The organism is Leifsonia araucanica, assembly GCF_051161895.1.
GTDB lineage: Bacteria > Actinomycetota > Actinomycetes > Actinomycetales > Microbacteriaceae > Leifsonia.
Genome location: NZ_JBMBTW010000002.1, coordinates 3,211,029 through 3,229,833, shown reverse-complemented (window position 1 = coordinate 3,229,833; position 18,805 = coordinate 3,211,029). Strand labels below are relative to the sequence as shown.

Below are 18,805 nucleotides of genomic sequence, written 5' to 3'. Positions count from 1 at the left end.
CCTCCGCAGGCTCATGCGGACGAATCGCCATGCTCAGTTCCAGTGCCGCAGCTTGTCCGGGTTGAGCACGACCCAGATCCGGTGCACGATGCGCCGGTGGACGGCGACACTGACGATCCCGATCACCCGATCGCCTGCGTCGCGCAGGGCGAGCCCGGCCGAGCCGTTGATGGAGTGGACGGTCGTGGTCGCCACCCCCCGCGCATCCAGGATCAGGGCAAGGGCGTGCAGAGCGTGGGTGCGCCCGCAGGCTGACTCCGGCGCGGCGACCCTGCCGCCCGTGTCGACGATCAGGTGGGCGTCCTCGTGCAGCAGCGGGGCCAGCCCGGCGATCTCACCGGACGTGCACGCATCCTGGATCGCCAGTATCGCGCCGATCGACCGGGCGTACACTCGCGCCGCCGACCGGGTGGGGACGTGCTGCCAGGATCCGGACGGGCCGCCCGTCATGCCCCCACCGGAGCGACGTGGCGCAGCTTGTCCGGGCTCATCACCCAGAGCAACTGCAGGATGCCCTCGCGCGACGCGGTCAGGGTGAGCACGGTGGTGATCGCGCCGTCCTCGGAGACGGTCACCGCCGGCTGGCCGTTGAGCGTGGTCCAGCCGATGCGCTTGCCCGTCCAGAAGTGGCTGGAGAACGCGGAGACGAACTTCGCCACGCGTGAGCGCCCCACCACCGGGATGCGGGCGGCCTGCTTCACGCCGTTGCCGTCGGTGTAGCTGACGATGTCGGAGGCGAACAGTTGCTCGAGCTGCTCGACGTCCCCGGTGCGCGCGGCACTGAGGAACGCCTCCAGCAGTCGCCGCGACTCGCTGGCGGGAACCGTCTCGCCGCGACCGGACGCCAAATGCTTGCGGGCGCGGCTCACCAGCTGCCTGGCGTTCGCAGGAGACGAGTCGATGACCTCGGCGATGCGCTCGTACGGGTAGTCGAGCGCCTCCCGCAGCACGTATGCCGCCCGCTCGGTCGGCGACAGCGCCTCCAGGAGCAGCAGGCAGGCGAACTCGAGCGCTTCCGCGTTCTCCGCCCCGAGCGACGGGTCGGCCTCGGTGTTCACCGGCTCCGGCAGCCACGGCCCGATGTACGTCTCCCGCCGCGAGCGGGCGGACTGCAGCACGTTGATCGACAGCCGGGTGGCGATGGTGGTCAGGAACGCCCCGGGCTGGTCGACCTCGGCGGGGTCGACGGCCTGCCAGCGCAGCCAGGTGTCCTGGACGATGTCCTCGGCGTCGGAGACCGACCCGAGCATCCGGTATGCGGTGCCGAAGACCCGCCGCCGTTCGCGGCTGAAGATCTCCAGCGACTCGTCGGCTGCGTGTGTTCTGCCGTTCATCCGTTCCCCGTCCCGTCTTCCGATTCTGGCCCGTCGAGCGCTCGGCGGGAACGCCGGGCACAGAACTCCTTCACCAGGGAGACCGGGCGGGGTGCGGGTTTGTGACAATCGGCTCTGCCGACCAGGTCCGGTCACAGCGGACGGGGGTGCTCGGTCATAGTTCACATGACCAACCGCATGACCAGATGGACCACCGCCCACCAACGCGCCGTGCTCACTGTCGCGGTGCTCGCGAGCTTCATCGCGTTCCTCGACGGCAGCGTGGTGAACGTGGCACTGCCCGCCATCAGCCGCGAACTCGGCGGCGGCCTCGCCTCGCAGCAGTGGGTGGTGGATGCGTACCTGCTCACCCTGGGGTCGGTGATCCTCCTCGCCGGGTCGCTGTCCGACGCCTTCGGCCGCAGGCGCGTGCTGGTCTGGGGACTGTTCGGTTTCGGCATCGCGTCGGTCGCCTGCGCGCTCGCTCCCACGATCGAACTGCTGATCGTGGCGCGCGGCGTGCAGGGGGTCGCGGGCGCGCTCCTCGTGCCGAGTTCCCTCGCCCTCATCCTGGACGCCTTCTCCGGGGGTGGCCAGGCCAGGGCGATCGGTACGTGGACCGCATTCACGAGCGTCGCCAGCGTCGCGGGTCCTGTGCTCGGAGGCGTGCTGGTCGACGCGCTGTCGTGGCGCTGGGTCTTCGCCATCAATGTGCTTCCCATCGTGTTCGCGCTGTTCGGCACCCGCTCGCTGCACCGGGATGCGCCCGCCCCGGCCGACACGCATGTCGACCTGGTCGGGGCCGGCCTCGGAATCGCCGGCCTGGGCCTGCCGGTGTTCGCGCTGATCGAGCAGTCCCGTTACGGCTGGGGTTCGCCGATCATCGCGGTCCCGCTGGTCGTCGGGCTGGTGTGCGTCGCCGCGTTCATCCTGTGGGAGCGCAGGACCCCTCACCCGATGCTCCCGCTGAGCATCTTCCGCGCCCGCAACTTCACGGTGGGCAACATCTCCACGCTGTTCGTCTACGGCGGCCTGGCGGTCGGAACCTTCGCGCTGGCCGTCTTCCTGCAGCAGGGTGCCGGATACTCGGCCACGATGGCCGGCTTCGCGATCATCCCGTCGAGCGTCGTGCTGATCGCGCTGTCGGCATACTTCGGAAGGCTCAGCTCACGGGTGGGGCCGCGCCTGATGATGACGGCCGGACCGCTGACCGCCGGCCTCGGGTTCGCCCTGATGACGCGGATCGGAGAGCACGCCGACTACCTCACCGAGGTGCTCCCCGCCGTCGCGGTCTTCGGCCTCGGCATGGCGGTGACCGTCGCACCCCTCACGGCGACCATCCTCGGCGCGGTCGACGCCTCCCGCTCCGGCATCGCCTCCGCGATCAACAACGCGGTCTCCCGCGTGGCCGGCCTCGTCGCCGTCGCCCTCGCAGGCTCCCTCACCGGCTCCGCCGTGATCGACGTCGACAGCTTCCACCAGCTGGTCATCGCGGCGGCGGTGGCGATGGGCGCCGGTGCGGTGGCATCGGCGGTCGGCATCCGGAACCCGGGCGCGGTGGCGCAGGGCGACGGCGCTTCGGTCGGCGAGCGGACGGGCCCGGGGTGGTCTCGCGCGGGGTCGTGACGGTGCGGAGCCCGGGGGTGCGCTCGGTCACATCCGGATCAGTGCACTGCCGCGCCTCCAGACCTGACGCGTGTTGAGCGTGTCGCCGATGCTCGTCGTCGGGTCGCCGTCGACGAGGAGCAGGTCGGCCCGGAGGCCCGTCGCGATCCTCCCGCGGTCGGTGAGGTTGAATCTGCGGGCCGGGGTGGCGGTCGCCGCCCGCAGCGCATCCACCGGGCTGAGGCCCGCACGGACGAGGAGCTGGAGTTCGTGGTGGACGCTGGCACCGTGCGCCATGCCGCCGAGAACGGGGAGCGGGAACGACACGTCCGTGCCCACCAGGATGTCCACGCCGGCAGCGTGCAGCGCTCGCACGGACGCGAGCACGTCATCCAGACGCCCCTGTGGGTAGCGGTTGTAGCTGCTTCGCATGGTCGCCATCCAGGACTCGTCGAGGCGTGCGCTCACGCGGGGATCCTCGGCGAAGTCGGCCGCGGTGATCCCCATCATCGAAGCGTTCAGGACGACGCAGGGGACGACGAACGCTCCGGATGCGGCGATCCGGTCGATGACCTGGCCGGTGTGGGGGCGGTCCATGAACAGGTGCGCCAGGCCGTCGATTCCCGCATCCACGGCGGTCATGGTCGCGTCGACGGTGAGGGCGTGAGCGACGGTGAGGAGGTGCAGCCGGTGGGCCTCCGCGACGCCGGCCTTCACCACGTCGCCGCTGAGGACGGGCAGGCCGGGCGCGCCTTCGACGGTCCCGTCGTCGATCATGAACTTGATGTAGTCAGAGCCGGTCTCGGCCAGCCGGGGGATGAACGAGACGGCCTCCTCGGCGGTGGTCGAGAACGGCATCACGATGTCCTTCCACTGATCCGCGTTTCCGGCGTCGTCGGCGTCCTCCCAGGGGGCTGTCTCAGCGTCGCCGTCCGCGTCACCGTCGTGGTCGTCGTGGTCGCCACCCATGAGCTCGCTCGGGTGTCCACCGGGAGGGGTGATCCCGAACCCTGCTGAGCGCACGTCGGCGATCCGGTCGTTCTCCGCCACCTGCCCGCGCTTGCTCCTCGTGAACATGCCCTGCATCTCCAACTCGGTCGTGACCCCGAACGTCAGAGCGAGCTCGAGCCCCTCGATCGAGGTGTGCACGTGCGAATCGATGAGCCCGGGCAGAAGGGTCGCACCGGATGCGTCGACGATCTCCGCATCGTCGGGCACCGCCCCGCCGACCGCGACGATGTCGGCTCCCTCGATCACCACCACGGTGTCGTCGAGGACGGCGTCACCGTCGAATACGCGGGCATTGATGATTGCGGTCTTGGTCATGGGAGTCCTTCGTCGTGGATGTTCGGTGTCCACCATACATCAAAATCTGTAGTGACTACAGAAATGTACTGACTACGAGTAAGTAGCGAATACATGTTCGCGATAGACTGAGCGCGTGGAAACCACCGGAGGACTGCGAGAGCGCAAGCGGGAACGCACCAGGCGAACGCTGCAGAAGACAGCGACGCGCCTCTTTCTCGACCGCGGCTTCGACGCCGTCACCGTCGCCGAAATAGCCGACGAAGCAGACGTCGCCCTGACGACGCTCTTCACCTACTACCCGGGCGGGAAGGTCGCGCTCGTCTTCGACCGCGACGAGGACCGGCCATCGGAACTGGCACGGGCCATCGACGAGCGCAGCGATCAGGCCGATGTGCTGGATGCGGTGGAGGCGTTCATGGTCTCCCGGCTGCCCTTCACCACGGACGGCGGCACACGCGACGAGATCCTGGACCTCATCCTTTCCACCCCGCAGCTGCGCGCATACGCGCGTCAGAAGTGGACGGACTGCGAGGACGTCCTGGCCGCCGCGCTCGCGAAGGAGCAGAAGCCGGCCGCGGGCACCGTCCGGGCACTGGCGCGATTCATCCTCGAGAGCCCGGATATCGCGGCGCAGGACGCGGCGCCCGGCACGGCGCTGCGGGCGATCTTTGTGAACCTCCGGCGCGGGTGGGGTCTTTAGGCTGGGGTGATCGGCGCGGATGGACGCCAGAGAATCTGCGACCCGGTCAGCCGACGGCCCTCTGAATGGCCTTTACGACCCGTTCGGTGTCTTGCTGCGGCACCGTCAGAGCTGTGGCACCGCGATCACGCATGATGAGGAAGGATAGCTGGACGCGAGATTCTGGCGCTTGGACGGCCAGCGTCACGGTAGGGCGTACGAACCCGTTCGAATCAGCCGCGTTGGTCAATGCGACGTCGCTGACCGCGTCGGCACTGAGTCCAAGCCGCCGCGAATGCTCGCAAACTCGAGAATGGGCAAACCCTGAGAGCCCTCAGTGGGGGCTATCTAAAGTGCCCCAGACGCCAGCGCTTGCGCGGGCGTCTATTTCGAGAATCCCCTGGGTGCCGAAGGATAGTCCCCTGCGAACGGCGAGTTAATCAACCCTCAACGCATCCCTCGCCACGATCCCCACAGACGTCAGCACGCTCACCAGAAGTGCAGGGGGCTTTTTACTCCTCGATTGTCGGCGTCGCCGTGCTTGGGTTCGGCCCGGTCGCTCGGCCATGGTGCACGTAAGTGTTCTCGAGATCGCCACCGGTATCGATGCCGGTCAAGACGTCCGCAATTTCGTGCACGAAGGCTTCCAACGCAACCAGGTTTCACGGCCCATATATGATCGCTCACGAGGTGGGCGTCCCGAACCAGTGGTCTAAGCGTGCGGACGAGCTGTGCGACGCTCTCTCGTTCTGGCGGAAGACTCGAACCGAGCCGGCGCTCGCACGCTCGGCGGCGGCTTCTGCCAATCTGTGATGGTGAGGAATTATCGGTCGCTTTCGGATCATGACTTTGAACTTCTAGTCGCTGATCTTCTTGGTGCTGACGAGTCGCTGCGATACGAGCCATTCGCGCGCGGTGCGGACCTTGGCGTTGACCTTCGTCGGATCGCCGGAGGGGAAGTCCATGTGGTGCAGTGCAAACACATGGTGGGCAGCACTTCGCGCAGCTTCGTTCGTCAGCGCGAAATGAGAAGTCAAAACTCGCCAGACTCGACCCGCAACCTGCCAGCTACAGGTTCGTCACAACTCAGGAATTGACCGCGGACCGGAAACAGAAGCTGCTCAAAGATCTGAGCCCCTACATCACGTCACCAGATGACGTCCTCGGCGCGGAAGACCTTGAGGGGTACTTCACCCGAAACGGGCATGTGGAACGGGCGCATGTGAAATTGTGGCTGTCCAGCGCCGGCCAACTCGACGAACGCATTAACGGCGCCATTTGGGACCGAAGTCGGCTGCTGAAGTCTCAGATCGACGCGGCGATTAGCAGATATGTTCCGAGCGACGCGTACCCCGACGCGAAAACCCGTCTCCTTCAGGAGAAGGTCCTCGTGATCTCCGGACCTCCGGGGATAGGAAAGTCCACCCTCGCCCGACTCTTGGTTGCGGACGCCGTCACAGAAGGTATGACACCGGTTGAGATCTCCTCGGACGCCGAGGAAGCGTTCGCTGTGGTCAACGATCGAGAACGCCAAGTCTTCTACTATGACGATTTCCTGGGGAGCACCTTCCTGCAAGATCGTTTGGCGAAGAACGAGGACAAACGACTCTCCGCGTTCATGAACAGGATCGTCGCAAGCGACAAGCACCTGTTCGTGCTGACGACGCGGGAGCACATTCTGCAGCAGGCGACGTCATGGTATGAAGAGCTCGCACGTCAGGGGATCCATCTCAGCCGTTACCTGCTCGAAGTGAGCAGCTATTCGCGAATCGACCGGGCACGTATTCTCTACAATCACATATGGAACTCGTCACAGGTGACGCTGGCGGCGAGAACCCAACTAGCGACGGATCGTGCCTACTTAAGGATTGTCGATCACACAAACTACAACCCGCGACTCATCGAATATGTGACCGGACTTGCTTCACGACAACTCGGGGACACCGAGCTTCGCGACTACGTAGGTTTCGTAGTCGACATCCTTGACCACCTCGATCAGGTGTGGCGGTTCGCGTTCGACCGTCAGCTGGACGAGAGCTGCCGCCGACTACTGCTGATCGTTGCCACGATGCCAAGCCAAGTTACGGAGAGTGACCTCCGGCATGCGTTCCTGACTGACGGCGAAAGTCGCGGTAAACCAGAAACGCACCAGTCCTTCAGGCAAGCGCTCAGAATCCTCGAGGATTCGTTTACCCGTAGCCACGAAGAGTCAAACGAGACGTTCATAGTTCTCGCGAACCCGTCGATCGAGGATTTTGCCGCATCGTGGCTGAGCGAGAACTTCGACCACGCGCTTTCCCTCATCGACGGCGTGGCGTTCTTCGAGCAGCTCCCTTGGTTGTGGGAGCGCGTCGTCCACCCCGGTCTGACGCCTTCTTCACCGGACGCGGTCGACCGAATTTCGGGTGCGATGCGGCGATCGTGGCGCAGCGGGAACCCTGAATGGCACGACGTGTACGTCAACAACGGCGAGCACCCAGTGAAATGGCGGAAGGGTGACGCCACAGCAGAGCGATTGAGCTTTGCCTATCGCGTAATCGAGAGTCACCACGCCAAAGCAGACTCGTCCGCTTGGTTCGCCGAAGCGTTGACCGTCGCTTCAGCGAGCTGGGCCGCACGGATCTCGAGCGCTGGACCACCGGTTCAGCTGATCGAGCAGCTGAAACAGGCAGGCTATGACGTCCCGATCAGCGTGGTCACGTCCGTGCGCGACGGACTTCGCCTTTCAAATCATTCCTATGCGTATGAACAGCTTCAATTTCTGCGCATCGTGGCCCCGGAGGGGTTCCCTCCCGACATGGTCGATTGGATTCAGACGGAGTGCCGAGCTTGGTTACTCGAAGAACTGAATCAGCCTGAGTATTTCCGCGATGTGGACGAGCTGGAGACTTGTCTAACCGCTGCCGAAGAGTGGGGGGTTGAAGCGCCTGAGGAGATGGTCTCCAGGGTGAGAGAAACGATCGACCACCTTCCAGTCGCAGACGCACTCGACGACGATCCTGACGACGCGAAGGAGTTTCGTCCTTCAGCAACCGATCCAGTGACCGAGCGGCGGGCTCTGGAATCGATCTTCGCCCACCTGACCGGCAGTTGACTTTCTCGACGGTTGTTCACCGCGCAGTGGTAAGCGCCTGGTGCTGAAATTCGTCAACGGGGCGCGCATCTCTAGGCTGGTTCGACAACGGAGTCGGCGAACGACCGAGGCCCGCGTCTGCTGGATGATGTACCCCGGCCTCTCCCACGTGTCCCCCAAAATGCCCACTTGTCGGCGAAGTGACGCGGCCGAAAGCATGTCCATCGGGGGAACAGGGGGTTCCTCCATGACCAATGGGGGTTTAAATGAGTTCATCAACTGTCGGCAGTACCCGAGCCACGGGCCTTTCGCGACCAAGAATCATCGCCGCATTTGCAGCGGCGTTCGTCGCTGCGTTCCTGTTCGGCTTCGTCCCGAGCGCCGCCAACGCTGGTACGGCGAACAGTGCGACTGGGACGTTCACGACCAACGGCGTTGGCTACCAGAATTACGCAAGCGTGCGCACCTCTGCAGGGTCTGCGCTGGCGTACACGTATACCGGCCCGCGCACGACAGCGGTCGCGTCGGGCTGGGTCGGCTCTCGCGGACGGCTGTTCACCGGAGGCGGCGCCCTGAGCTGTGAAGGCTCGAACAGCTTCAGCAGCGTCACGCTCGGTGCTGGCGCCTACTGGTCGGGCACCTCATGCACTCGAGGCGGCGCAGGGAACTGGTACAGCTACGGCGTCTCGTCAACGTACACCGGCAGCGGATACGCCACCACGTACACCTTCCAGAGCCCGCAGCAGAGCTCCTAAGCCCGAGAGGAAACGAACACTATGAAGAAGATCAAGTCCACTCTCGTCGTCCTTGGGGCCGCCGCATTCGCGACGGTGGGCCTCGCCACTGGTGCCGCGTTCGCGGACGGAATTCCTGCCGTGCCGGCACCTCATGGCCTGGTCGCAGCCGATGGCACACCGACAACGCCAAAGGCAGAGCCGAAATTCAAAGCCAACGCTCGCGGCTTGACTTTCGGGTCGGCGATGAGCGCGACGTCTCCGACGAACGAGCCCGACCTCATTCTCGTGGTCGCCACGAACGGGCTCGAGGGGTATGTCCTCAAGTCGGACCTACACAAAGCGGAGGGAACTGGATTCGCCAGCCCTGCTGAGGCCTTGGCCTGGCAAGCCTCCATTCAGGGGAAGGATCAGACCCTTTCCGTTTACACATCGGACGGCAGCACCGTGATCGGAGAGTTCGTCGTCAAGGCTACCTCCGGGGCCGTGGCCCAGAAGTAGCGAGCGACGAAAGAGGGGCACGCAGCCGAGTCTTCGGTAGCGTGCCCCTTCTGCTGTGCTTGGAACCGACACCGAACTGCTGGACATTACAGGGTATGAACACCGAACCGACCGACCTCGACCTGCTCAGGCAGGCCAGTGCCGGTGACGGCGATGCGTTCGCCCGGCTCTTCCGCCGTCACCGGGATCGGGTGTTTCGACACACTTTGAGGTTGGCGAGCACTCCCTCTGACGCGGAGGACCTTGTCGCCCTGACGTTCGCCGAGGTCTGGCGCAAGCGAAACCGCATCAGTTCGGACGACTCATCCATCCTCCCGTGGCTGCTTGTCACCGCGTCGAACCTGGCACGAAACAACGTGCGAGCGTTCCGACGGCACCAGGCGCTCCTTGCCAAGATACCCGCACCGGAGCAGATCGCTGACCACAGCAGCGACGTCTTGGATCGCCTCCAACACGACGACATCGCTGCTAGGGTCCGGGAGTCGTTCGAACGACTCAACGACCGTGATCGCGAGATCTTGAGCCTGTGCGTCCTGGAAGAGCTGAGCACCCAACAGGTCGCCAACCTTCTTCGCGTGCCGACCGGCACTGTGAAATCCCGGCTCTCTCGAGCCCGGAGCCGCCTGGCGGAAATCGTCTCGATCGATCTGTCAACCGAAGAGATCAGGAGCATGCAATGACCGTCATCTTCGATCCGAAACGCAGCGCAGCTCTCGAAGCAGCCCTGACCGCCAAGGTCCGTTTCGACACCGATCCTGCACAAGTTCGCCGGGTCCACCGGCAGCGTTGGATACTCGGCGGCGCTGTCGCCGCTGGCGCGGCGCTCAGCGTCGCTGCTTCGGCGGTCGTCATCGGCCTTCCCGGATGGACTGCGCTTCCAGGCACGGCTCCGAGCGCATCGCCCTCGTACGCGCCGGTCCCCAACTGGCCGAAGAACGCCAACGGACAAACCTACGGTGCGCAAGGATCCAGCCCGATCGCGCCCGACCTCATCGAAGTCCAGGGCGAAGACGCGAGCGGGAAACCGGTGAACGGCTACGTGTTCAGCCGGGACCTCACCCGCGCAGAAAATGGCGGTCCGGAACCGACGTCACCAGCTCAAGCACTGAAACAACAACGGGAGCGCCTGAGGAACTATCCGAACGGGCAATGGCTTCCGGTCTACACGAGCGACGGCGAGACCCAGATCGGCCGCTTCCTCGTCGGGTCAGGGAACTGAGATGGCACGGCATCAACAGAGTATGGCGGCATCGAGCGAGGGTGACCCCCTCATTCAATCCCGATCGACGCGCGCTTCCCTCGCGTCCACCGCTGGTCCCCGCGCGCATGGCAAGGGGCATATCAGCGCGGACTGAGGACGGTGCCCGCCGCCCGGCGCCTGGGGGTAGGCGGCGGCGGGCACCTACCGACCCGAAGGAGTTCAACAACGGGAACGGCTGCACAACAGTGTGGCACTGAGGAGACAGAAGGGCACCACATGTTCGCAGGTCGAATGATCGACTCGGCAGCGCTGGAACTTCCACCGACCCAGCCGATCGACATGACGCGGGTGGTCAAGGGGACAGAATCGCCGTCACTGGACGGGACGAACCGCTCGAGATCATCCAAATGAGGACATAAGCCGACAGGCAGACCCGCTTCTTCAATTCGCTCGCAACGCGTGAGCGCTAATCGGCGCGCCCAGAAGACGTCGAAACCAGCCCGATCGGACACAGCCGGCGCCAGCCTGCCCAAAACTCAACACAGCTGCTCCGAACCGCCGCATCTAGTTCAACGGAAGGCAAGATGCGAGCCCTCCAAGGAGCAACCAACAACAAAAACGGCTCCGCATCAGCGGAGCCGCTTCTTTTTCCAGCAGATCTTAGATCGACAACCAGGCCACCTTAGATAGCCCCTCAGTGCGGAGACGGTGGGATTTGAACCCACGGTGCCCTGTAAAGGGCACTCCACCTTAGCAGGGTGGTGCACTAGGCCGAACTATGCGACGTCTCCTGAGCGACCGTGAACGGACGCACGACAGCCATCATAACGGACGATTCAGGCGGGGTCGGACACCGGTCTCTCAGGATGCGGGGCGCATCCGGGGTCAGGCGCCGAGGTTCCGCATCGGCAGGTCGTGGACCATCGTGGAGACGAAGGAGACGGTCCAGGCGATGGTGACGATGAGGGAGAGGACGTAGAGGCCGATGGTGACCCAGATCGGGGCGAGGCCTCGGCCGGGGGCGACGCGGCGGACGATGACGCTGCGGCCAATCACGTAGACGAGGGCGCTGAGGAAGGTCCAGGCCCAGTGAAACGGGCGGACGACGCCGATGCGTTCGAGTTCCCGGTAGTCGAGCCAGGAGAAGACGACGCTGAGGGCGTATGCGAGGAAGCCGACGCCGACGATCGCGAAATACATCGGGCCGAACATCCCGAACGGGTTGCCGTAGCTGGTGTAGCCGTGCTCGGTGGCGACGACGTCGAAATGGGGCTGGTAGAACGGCAGGAGGACGAGGCTCACGAACGGGAGCGCGACGACCAGCCAGATGTAGACGTTGTAGATGCGCGCGCCGTCGGCCAGGCGCGGGCGGACCGGGGCGTAGGTCTGACCGTATGCGGGCTGCTGGGGGTAGGCGGGCTGCTGCGCGTATGCGGGCTGCTGGGCGTAGACCGACTGCTGCTGCACCGGCTGCACCGGCTGCTGCTGCTGCGCCTGCGCCGCGCCCGCCAGCGGCGCGTAGTGCGCCGTCCACTGCGTTCCGTCCCACCAGCGCAGCTGCTGGGCGCCGCTCGGGTCCGGGTACCATCCCGCCGGGACGTGTGCGTCGGTGTTCGTCATGCTCGCGGCTCCGCTCTGCGGCCCGTCGGCCGCACGGCTCGTATGCTACCGCCGAGTCCTATGGATGCGCCGTCAGAGTCCGGATGTGCGCGTCAGTACGCGGCGGCGTCCCCGGTGCGGGAAGCGTGCGGCACCCGCCACTTGTAACGCAGCGACAACAGCCGGAACACGAACACCAGCACCGCGACGAGCAGCTCGGTCAGCGCGCCGTACAGCCCGTACGACCACAGCACCGTGATCGCGGCGGCGCCGAGCATCGCGGGGACGGCGTAGAGGTCGTTGGGGTTGAACAGCTGCGGGTCGCGGTTGGCGACCACGTCGCGCAGCAGGCCGCCGCCGACGCCGGTGGTCACGCCCAGCAGCGCCGCCGCCACCGGGTTCAGCCCGGCGTTCAGCGCGGTGACGGTGCCCGTGGTGCAGAACAGGGCGAGACCGCCCGCGTCGAACACGAGCAGCGTCCTGGGCATGCGTTCGACGCTTCCGGAGAGGAAATAGACGAGCACCGCCGCCGCGACAGGCGGCACGAGGTGCAACGGCTGCGCGAACGCTACCGGAGGGACCCCGAGGATCACGTCACGGACGACGCCTCCACCGAGCCCCGTCAGCGATCCGAGCAACAGCGAGCCGACGATGTCGAAGCCGCGCCGCGCCGCCAGCAGGCAGCCGGAGATCGCGAAGAAGAACGTGCCGAGCAGATCGAGCACCAGTGACCAGTCCACGGGGCAAGCCTATGGGCGGGTGAACTCGATCGGTCAGACCAGCCCCCGCACCGCCGCCACACTCTCCCGCACCACCGCATCCACCGGCGCCGCCACATCCACCGTCACCCCGCGCTCGTCCGCCTCGAGCGGTTGCAGCGTCGCCAGTTGCGAGTCGAGCAGCGTGGTCGGCATGAAGTGGTCCGTGCGGCCTTCCATGCGGGCGGCCAAGACGTCGCGCGTGCCGGCCAGATGCACGAAGACCGCGCCGGGGGCTTCGGAGGCGATGAGGTCGCGGTATGCGCGCTTCAACGCTGAGCAGGCGATCACCAGGCCGTCGGGGGCGTCCGCAAGGGCACGGCCGACCGCGCGCAGCCAGGGGGCTCGGTCGGCGTCGTCGAGGGGGGTGCCCCCGGCCATTTTGCGCACGTTCTCGATCGGGTGCAGCGCGTCGCCGTCGAGGAAGGGGAGGCCGAGGTCGGCGGCGATGAGGGCGCCGATCGTGCTCTTGCCGGAGCCGGACACCCCCATCACGACGACGCGCGGGTGCTCTCCCAGTGAGCCGCTCACCAGTCGTGCATCGAACCGTCGAGGAGACGGTTGACCGGGAGGTATGCGGCCTCGTACGGGAACGACTGCGCGACGATCTCGTCGTAGTCGACACCGATGCCGGGGGCGTCGCTGGGCTTCAGCATCCCGTCCTCGAAGGTGTACGTGGTGCGGAAGACCTCGTGGGTGGTCGGACTGTGCTGCATGTACTCCTGGATCCCGAAGTTGGGGATGGCGATGCCGAGGTGGATGGCGGCCGCGAGACCGACGGGTGAGACGTCGGTGGGTCCGTGGACGCCGGACTTGATCTGATACACCGAAGCGTAATCGAAGATGCGGCGCAGGCCCGTGATGCCGCCGGCGTGCGTGACAGGAGAGCGCACGTAGTCGATCAACTGCTCCTCGAACAGCTCGCGGTAGTCCCAGATCGTGTTGAACACCTCGCCGATCGCCAGCGGCGTCGTGGTGTGCTCGCGCACCCGGCGGAGCGCCGCCTGGTTTTCGGCGGGGGTCACGTCTTCGAGCCAGAACAGGTCGTAGGGTTCGAGGGATTTGCCGAGCTTGGCCGCCTGGATGGGCGTGAGCCGGTGGTGCGCGTCGTGCAGCAGCGGCAGCTCGGCGCCGAACTCGTTGCGCACCGCCTCGAACACCGTCGGAGCGTGGCGCAGGTATGCGCGGGTGTCCCACGACTCCTCTACGGGCACCGCGCTGCGGCGGGCCGGCTCGTAGTCGTAGCGCGCGTCCGAACCGGAGCCGGCACCGGCCGCGGCGTTCTTGCTCGACGCCACCCCGTACACCGACGGCAGGCCCGGGATGCCCGTCTGCACGCGCACTGCGCGGTAGCCCTCCTCCAGGTGCTCGGTGATCGAGTCGAACAGTTCGGGCAACTCGGCACCGGACGCGTGACCGTAGACGAGCAGACCCTCGCGGCTGCGCCCGCCGAGCAACTGGTACAGCGGCATCCCGGCGACCTTGGCCTTGATGTCCCAGAGCGCGGTGTCCACGGCGGCGATGGACGCCATCGTCACCGGGCCCCTGCGCCAGTACGCGCCGCGGTAGAGGTACTGCCAGGTGTCCTCGATCTGCTGCGCGTCCCGCCCGATCAGCAGCGGCACGACGTGCTCGCTCAGGTAGGCGGCGACCGCGAGCTCGCGGCCGTTCAGGGTCGCGTCGCCGAGGCCGGTGATGCCGTCCTCCGTCGTGATCCTGAGGGTGACGAAGTTGCGGCCGGGGCTCGAGACGAGGACCTCGGCGGAGGTGATTCGCATGTCAGTGTGCTCCTGTCGGTAGCGGTGGTTCGGTGATGGCTCCGGCGCGCAGCTGTGCGATCCGGTTCTGGATGAGGTCGGTCACGGCGCTCTCGCGCGCCAGGTCGGGTGCGAGTGCGGTGAGGACGCCGGTGGCGAGCGCCGCATCGTCGTCCGGAGTAGCGCGCAGGGTCTCCGCGAGGGCGGCGGCTCCCGGGTCGCGCACGTCGGGGCCGAGCAGGTGCAGCGCCCAGGCGGCGAGTGCGGTGGCCTGCGCCTCGCCCGGCGCGCGTCCCGCCGCCAGCCTCGACCGCAGCGTATCCAGGATGCGCGGGCCGAGCTTCTGCGAGCCGTCCGACGCGATCTGCGCGAGCGTGTGCTCGATGCGCGCGTTGCCGAAACGGTCGCGGAGGGCGGCGGTCGCCGCATCCAGCGTCTCGTCGTCGAACGGCAGCTCGGTGCGCGCTTCCGCCCAGAGCTGTTCGAGATCGGCGGCGATGTCGTCGTCGGCCATCGCCTCCGCGATGGTCTGGTGGCCGCGGAGCAGGCCGCGGTATGCGAGCAGCGAGTGCCCGGCGTTGAGCAGCCAGAGCTTGCGGCGCTCGTACGGCTCGATGTCGTCGACGAACTGCGCGCCGACGGCCTCCCAGTCGGGACGTCCGGCGGGGAAGGCGCCGCTCAGCACCCACTCGCTGAACGGCTCGGTGACCACGGGGGCCGCGTCGTCGTACCCGGTGAGGACGGCGGCGGCCTCGCGGTCGGCCTCGGTGGTCGCCGGGGTGATCCTGTCCACCATCGACGAGACGAACGAGACCTCGGACGCGATCCAGTCGGCGAGACCTGCATCGACCTTGCTGGCGAGGCCGAGCACGGCATCCCGGGCCACCTCCCCGTTGCCCGGCAGGTTGTCGCAGCTGACCACGGCGAGCCCGGCGACGCCAGCCGCTCGGCGCGCCCGCAAGCCGTCGACCAGGCGGCCGGGGGCAGTGGATGCGCCCTCCCCCGCCACCAGCGACGCCCGGTCGGCGTCGAGTACCTCCGCCGACGGACGGTAGCCGGCCTCGGTGACCGTCAGGGTGATCACCGCGACGGCCGGGTCGGCGACGGCTGCGCGCCAGCGCTCGGTGTCACCGCCGTCTGCGACGGTGCTCAGCGCATCCACGATGGTCGCGGTGTCGGAGGCGGGGCCGCGCTCGATCAGTGTGTAGACCGCATCCTGGGTCGCCAGCACGCGCGCCGCCTCCGGGCTGCGGCCGGTGAAGGCCGCGATCCCCCAGCCGTCGCCCTGCGCGCCGTTCCCGCCCTGCCCGCTGCGCTCGTTCGCACGCTGGGTGTACCAGGCCTGGTGCGCCCGGTGGAACGCGCCGAGGCCGAGGTGCACGATGCGGACGGGGTGACGCGCTGAGCGCGGCGGCGGCGTCATGCGGTCGCCGACGCCAGGGAGCGGGTGCGGGATTCGACCTCGCGCAGGTAGGCGAGGTTGTCGCGCGTGCGCTCCGCGAGGGGCAGCTCGGTGGAGAAGTCCTCCACGGTGACCCAGCCGTCATAGCCGTACGCGTGCAGTGCGGTGAAGTACGCCTCCACGTCGCCGGTGCCTGTACGCAGCGGCGCCCACTCGTGGTGCCAGCGCACGGTGCCGTCCGCCTCCGGCTCGCCCGGCAGCCACGCCGCGTTCTTGACGTGCACGTGCGCGAGGTACGGGCCGAGCAGCTGGAAGGCGGACAGAGTCGCCTCCTGGCCCTCGATGATCAGGTTGCCGAGGTCGTGGATCACGCCGACGGTCTCCGGGTCGATGCCGTCGATCAGCCGGAACGCGGCCGACGCCGACGCGGTGATGGTCTCGTGGTGCAACTCGACCAGGGCCTTCACGCCCAGCTCACCCGCCCGGGCTGCCGCCCGCTCGACGTCGCGACGGGCGGAGGCGAACAGTTCCCGGTAGTCTCCGGAGTCCGTGCGCGGCATGGTGACGCGCACCTGCCGAGCGCCGAGCGCTGCGGTGGCTGCGAGCATCCTGTCGACGTTCGCGTGGTCGTCGCAGCGGGCGTAGCCGCCGATGCCGGAGAACTCGAGTCCGGCCTCCGCCGTGAGCCGCGCGATCTCCGGCACGGACTCCTCCAGGCCGGTGAGCGGCCAGGTGGAGCGGTTGCCCGCCCAGAAGCCGGCGGGGGTCGCGTCGTCCTGGTCGATGACGCGCCACTCGATCCCGTCCCAGCCCTGGGCGGCGAGCGTCTCCGCCGCCTCGGCGGGGGTCCAGTCCGGGGTGGATGCGGTGAACACCGAGAACTTCATGGCTCAGGCTCCTGTCGTGACGGTGATGTCGTCGAGCGCCCCGGAGAGCACCTCGTCGAACGCGATGGGACGGCCGAGGGTGGCCGACAGGTAGATGGCACGCACGACAGCGAGCGACACGAACGCGTCCTCGACGGTGACGCCCGGCGCGCGGTGCTGCTGGATCGCATCCACCACGTCCTCGTACTGGCGCAGGTGGCCGACGATGAAACGGTCTGCGCCGCGTTCGCCGCCGCGCACCTCGCTCGCGTCGACGAGCTCCGCCGCCCTGTTCACGACGCTCGCCCCTGTCGGGTCGAACGCCGCGGGGTCCGCGGTGCCGAAGTACTCCAGCTGGTCGTCCTCGATGATCGCCGACCCGCGGTCGCCGAGCACCTGAAGACGCACGGAACCGCCCGGATACGCGGCGGTGGTCGCGTGCACGACGGCGAGCGCGCCGGACTCGAACCGCACCGTCGCGACGGCGATGTCCTCCACCTCGACGCGCTCGTGGGCGAGCAGCGCCGTCTGGGCGACGATCTCGACAGGACGGCCGAGGAACCAGACCAGCAGGTCGACGGTGTGGACGCCCTGATTCATCACCGCACCTCCGCCGTCGAGCTCCCAGGTGCCCCGCCACTGGCCGGAGTCGTAGTAGTCCTGACTGCGCCACCAAGCCACGGACGCGATGCCGCTGGTCACCCGGCCGAACGCGCCGCTGTGGGCGGCGTCGGCGACCACCACGGAAGCCGGATCGAAGCGGTGCTGGCTGATCACCGAGACCACCAGGCCGTTCCGCTCCGCCTCTCGCGACAGCTCCAGGATGCGCCTGGCCCGCGCCATCGACACGTCCAGCGGCTTCTCGATCACGACGTGCTTGCCCGCGGCGAGCGCCTCCTCCGCGAGCTGCACGTGCAGTCCGCTGGGGGTGCAGATCACGACGATGTCGACCGGTGCTCCCGCCACGGCGGCGGGCAGGGTCTCGAACTCGGCAGGCCGCTGCACGCCGAACTCGGACACGATCTGGTCGGCGAGCGCACTCGCGGCGGCGGGGACCGCATCCACCAGGGCGGTGATCGCGAGGTCGGGGTGCCGGGCGATGGCCCTGGCGTGGTTGAGTCCGATGATGCCGCAGCCGACGATGGCCACGTTCAGGCGAGCGCTCATACGAGCTGCACTCCAATCTGGTCGGTGAGGCGGCGGAACGCGCGGCCGGCGCGGCCGAACGCCTCCGGTCCGGAGAAGCCGCCCATGTTGTTCACGTCGGCGAGGTGGGGTTCGAGCGAGGCGAAGCCGGTGTACCCGTCGTCGCGCAGGGCGGTGAGGGTGGCGAGGAGCTGGCCATCGCCCTCCCCGGCGGGGGTCACGTCTCCGGTGGCGCTGAGCGCGTCCTTCACCTGCAGGTACTCGAGGTGCGGCCGGAGCATGGCGTATCCGTCGTCGAACGGATGCGCGACGCCGACCTGCACGAAGTTCGCGCTGTCCCAGGCGAGCCGGAGGTTCGGCGATGCGACCGTCTCGACGATGTCGAGGCAGCGCTCCGGGGTGTCTCCGTAGATGTCCTTCTCGTTCTCGTGCAGCAGCACGACGTCCGCGGCTTCCGCCGCGTCCGCGAGGGCGCGCATCCGGAGCATCACGTCGTCGCGGATGCTCTCGACGGCGACGCCGTCGCCGTAATAGAAGGAGAACAGCCGGATGTAGCGCGTGCCGAGGCGGTGCGCTGCTGCGATGGCGCGGCCGAGGCGTTCGACCTCGTGCTCAACGGGGAGGGACACATCCACTTTGCCGATCGGGGATGCGATGGCCGAGACGCCCATCCCCCGCTCGGCGAAGACGCCGGCCAGGCGATCGAGCTGCTCGGCGTCGAGGTCCACGATGTTCACGCCCCAGGCGCTGCGCACCTCGATGTGGTTCGCGCCGAGTGCCTGCAGCACCGCAACCTGCACGACAGGGTCCTGGTCGATCTCGTCGCCGAAGCCCGACAGGGCCCAGCTCACCGAATTCTGAGC

General features: G+C 67.3%; 19 protein-coding genes and 1 tRNA gene. 8 read left to right on the top strand and 12 right to left on the bottom strand.

What is annotated here, in order from left to right; all coding sequences use genetic code 11:
• Positions 1–33: 33 nt before the first annotated feature.
• Positions 34–450: a sigma-70 family RNA polymerase sigma factor family protein gene (locus ACN6M5_RS15640; protein WP_434951212.1), complete on the bottom strand. Its 417-nt coding sequence runs from the start codon at positions 448–450 to the stop codon at positions 34–36.
• Complete coding sequence (locus ACN6M5_RS15635) at positions 447–1,334, bottom strand: RNA polymerase sigma-70 factor (protein ID WP_434951210.1); 888 nt, start codon at positions 1,332–1,334, stop codon at positions 447–449. The genes ACN6M5_RS15640 and ACN6M5_RS15635 overlap by 4 nt, the downstream gene beginning before the upstream one ends.
• Positions 1,335–1,511: 177 nt before the next feature.
• On the opposite strand from ACN6M5_RS15635, the gene ACN6M5_RS15630 reads away from it, so the two are divergent.
• Entirely contained in the window at positions 1,512–2,939 is a 1,428-nt protein-coding gene (locus ACN6M5_RS15630) for an MFS transporter (RefSeq protein ID WP_434951208.1), read from the top strand.
• Between the two features lie 27 nt (positions 2,940–2,966).
• Here the strand turns inward: ACN6M5_RS15630 and ACN6M5_RS15625 are convergent, their stop codons facing one another.
• Positions 2,967–4,244 (bottom strand): amidohydrolase family protein, encoded by a 1,278-nt coding sequence (locus ACN6M5_RS15625; RefSeq protein ID WP_434951206.1) that lies wholly within the window; start codon positions 4,242–4,244, stop codon positions 2,967–2,969.
• Positions 4,245–4,359: 115 nt separating this feature from the next.
• Between ACN6M5_RS15625 and ACN6M5_RS15620 the strand changes: the two genes are divergently transcribed.
• From ACN6M5_RS15620 to ACN6M5_RS15590, 7 genes are all read left to right on the top strand, one after another.
• Entirely contained in the window at positions 4,360–4,926 is a 567-nt protein-coding gene (locus tag ACN6M5_RS15620; protein ID WP_434951204.1) for a TetR/AcrR family transcriptional regulator, read from the top strand.
• Positions 4,927–5,717: 791 nt separating this feature from the next.
• Complete coding sequence (locus tag ACN6M5_RS15615) at positions 5,718–6,002, top strand: restriction endonuclease (RefSeq protein WP_434952422.1); 285 nt, start codon at positions 5,718–5,720, stop codon at positions 6,000–6,002.
• On the top strand, positions 5,999–7,999 hold the full coding sequence (locus tag ACN6M5_RS15610) for an ATP-binding protein (protein ID WP_434951202.1): 2,001 nt from the start codon (positions 5,999–6,001) through the stop codon (positions 7,997–7,999). Before ACN6M5_RS15615 ends, ACN6M5_RS15610 begins: the two co-directional genes overlap by 4 nt.
• A gap of 437 nt (positions 8,000–8,436) precedes the next feature.
• Positions 8,437–8,733 carry a hypothetical protein gene (locus ACN6M5_RS15605; RefSeq protein WP_434951200.1) on the top strand — a complete coding sequence of 99 codons (297 nt, stop codon included), beginning with the start codon at positions 8,437–8,439 and terminating at the stop codon, positions 8,731–8,733.
• Between the two features lie 21 nt (positions 8,734–8,754).
• Entirely contained in the window at positions 8,755–9,213 is a 459-nt protein-coding gene (locus tag ACN6M5_RS15600; RefSeq protein WP_434951198.1) for a hypothetical protein, read from the top strand.
• Between the two features lie 95 nt (positions 9,214–9,308).
• On the top strand, positions 9,309–9,893 hold the full coding sequence (locus ACN6M5_RS15595; protein WP_434951196.1) for an RNA polymerase sigma factor: 585 nt from the start codon (positions 9,309–9,311) through the stop codon (positions 9,891–9,893).
• Positions 9,890–10,432, top strand: a complete 543-nt coding sequence (locus tag ACN6M5_RS15590; protein WP_434951194.1) for a hypothetical protein — start codon at positions 9,890–9,892, stop codon at positions 10,430–10,432. Before ACN6M5_RS15595 ends, ACN6M5_RS15590 begins: the two co-directional genes overlap by 4 nt.
• Before the next feature lie 682 nt (positions 10,433–11,114).
• On the opposite strand, the gene ACN6M5_RS15585 is transcribed toward ACN6M5_RS15590, so the two are convergent.
• The 9 genes from ACN6M5_RS15585 to ACN6M5_RS15545 all read right to left on the bottom strand — a co-directional run bounded on the left by ACN6M5_RS15585 (position 11,115) and on the right by ACN6M5_RS15545 (position 18,793).
• Positions 11,115–11,205 (bottom strand) — tRNA-Ser (locus tag ACN6M5_RS15585).
• Between the two features lie 94 nt (positions 11,206–11,299).
• Positions 11,300–12,034: a DUF2510 domain-containing protein gene (locus ACN6M5_RS15580; RefSeq protein WP_434951192.1), complete on the bottom strand. Its 735-nt coding sequence runs from the start codon at positions 12,032–12,034 to the stop codon at positions 11,300–11,302.
• 92 nt (positions 12,035–12,126) lie between these two features.
• A complete protein-coding gene (locus tag ACN6M5_RS15575; protein ID WP_434951190.1) occupies positions 12,127–12,753 on the bottom strand; it encodes a trimeric intracellular cation channel family protein in 627 nt (208 codons plus the stop codon).
• 33 nt (positions 12,754–12,786) lie between these two features.
• Positions 12,787–13,302, bottom strand: coding sequence for a gluconokinase (locus ACN6M5_RS15570; protein ID WP_434951188.1), 516 nt, complete (start codon positions 13,300–13,302; stop codon positions 12,787–12,789).
• Complete coding sequence (gene manD / locus ACN6M5_RS15565; protein WP_434951186.1) at positions 13,299–14,549, bottom strand: D-mannonate dehydratase ManD; 1,251 nt, start codon at positions 14,547–14,549, stop codon at positions 13,299–13,301. Before manD ends, ACN6M5_RS15570 begins: the two co-directional genes overlap by 4 nt.
• 1 nt (position 14,550) lies before the next feature.
• Positions 14,551–15,951, bottom strand: coding sequence for a mannitol dehydrogenase family protein (locus tag ACN6M5_RS15560; RefSeq protein ID WP_434951184.1), 1,401 nt, complete (start codon positions 15,949–15,951; stop codon positions 14,551–14,553).
• Positions 15,948–16,817 carry a sugar phosphate isomerase/epimerase family protein gene (locus tag ACN6M5_RS15555; protein WP_434951182.1) on the bottom strand — a complete coding sequence of 290 codons (870 nt, stop codon included), beginning with the start codon at positions 16,815–16,817 and terminating at the stop codon, positions 15,948–15,950. Before ACN6M5_RS15555 ends, ACN6M5_RS15560 begins: the two co-directional genes overlap by 4 nt.
• Before the next feature lie 3 nt (positions 16,818–16,820).
• On the bottom strand, positions 16,821–17,963 hold the full coding sequence (locus ACN6M5_RS15550; RefSeq protein ID WP_434951180.1) for a Gfo/Idh/MocA family protein: 1,143 nt from the start codon (positions 17,961–17,963) through the stop codon (positions 16,821–16,823).
• Positions 17,960–18,793, bottom strand: coding sequence for a sugar phosphate isomerase/epimerase family protein (locus ACN6M5_RS15545; protein WP_085369900.1), 834 nt, complete (start codon positions 18,791–18,793; stop codon positions 17,960–17,962). The genes ACN6M5_RS15550 and ACN6M5_RS15545 overlap by 4 nt, the downstream gene beginning before the upstream one ends.
• Between the last annotated feature and the right edge of the window lie 12 nt (positions 18,794–18,805).

Excerpts from the sequence above, each read along its gene's own strand:
- ACN6M5_RS15640 (WP_434951212.1), bottom strand. The coding sequence starts at position 450 with ATGACGGGCGGCCCGTCCGGATCCTGGCAGCACGTCCCCACCCGGTCG.
- ACN6M5_RS15635 (WP_434951210.1), bottom strand. The coding sequence starts at position 1,334 with ATGAACGGCAGAACACACGCAGCCGACGAGTCGCTGGAGATCTTCAGC.
- ACN6M5_RS15630 (WP_434951208.1), top strand. The coding sequence starts at position 1,512 with ATGACCAGATGGACCACCGCCCACCAACGCGCCGTGCTCACTGTCGCG.
- ACN6M5_RS15625 (WP_434951206.1), bottom strand. The coding sequence starts at position 4,244 with ATGACCAAGACCGCAATCATCAATGCCCGCGTATTCGACGGTGACGCC.
- ACN6M5_RS15615 (WP_434952422.1), top strand. The coding sequence starts at position 5,718 with ATGGTGAGGAATTATCGGTCGCTTTCGGATCATGACTTTGAACTTCTA.
- ACN6M5_RS15600 (WP_434951198.1), top strand. The coding sequence starts at position 8,755 with ATGAAGAAGATCAAGTCCACTCTCGTCGTCCTTGGGGCCGCCGCATTC.
- ACN6M5_RS15595 (WP_434951196.1), top strand. The coding sequence starts at position 9,309 with ATGAACACCGAACCGACCGACCTCGACCTGCTCAGGCAGGCCAGTGCC.
- ACN6M5_RS15590 (WP_434951194.1), top strand. The coding sequence starts at position 9,890 with ATGACCGTCATCTTCGATCCGAAACGCAGCGCAGCTCTCGAAGCAGCC.
- ACN6M5_RS15580 (WP_434951192.1), bottom strand. The coding sequence starts at position 12,034 with ATGACGAACACCGACGCACACGTCCCGGCGGGATGGTACCCGGACCCG.
- manD (WP_434951186.1), bottom strand. The coding sequence starts at position 14,549 with ATGCGAATCACCTCCGCCGAGGTCCTCGTCTCGAGCCCCGGCCGCAAC.
- ACN6M5_RS15560 (WP_434951184.1), bottom strand. The coding sequence starts at position 15,951 with ATGACGCCGCCGCCGCGCTCAGCGCGTCACCCCGTCCGCATCGTGCAC.
- ACN6M5_RS15555 (WP_434951182.1), bottom strand. The coding sequence starts at position 16,817 with ATGAAGTTCTCGGTGTTCACCGCATCCACCCCGGACTGGACCCCCGCC.
- ACN6M5_RS15550 (WP_434951180.1), bottom strand. The coding sequence starts at position 17,963 with ATGAGCGCTCGCCTGAACGTGGCCATCGTCGGCTGCGGCATCATCGGA.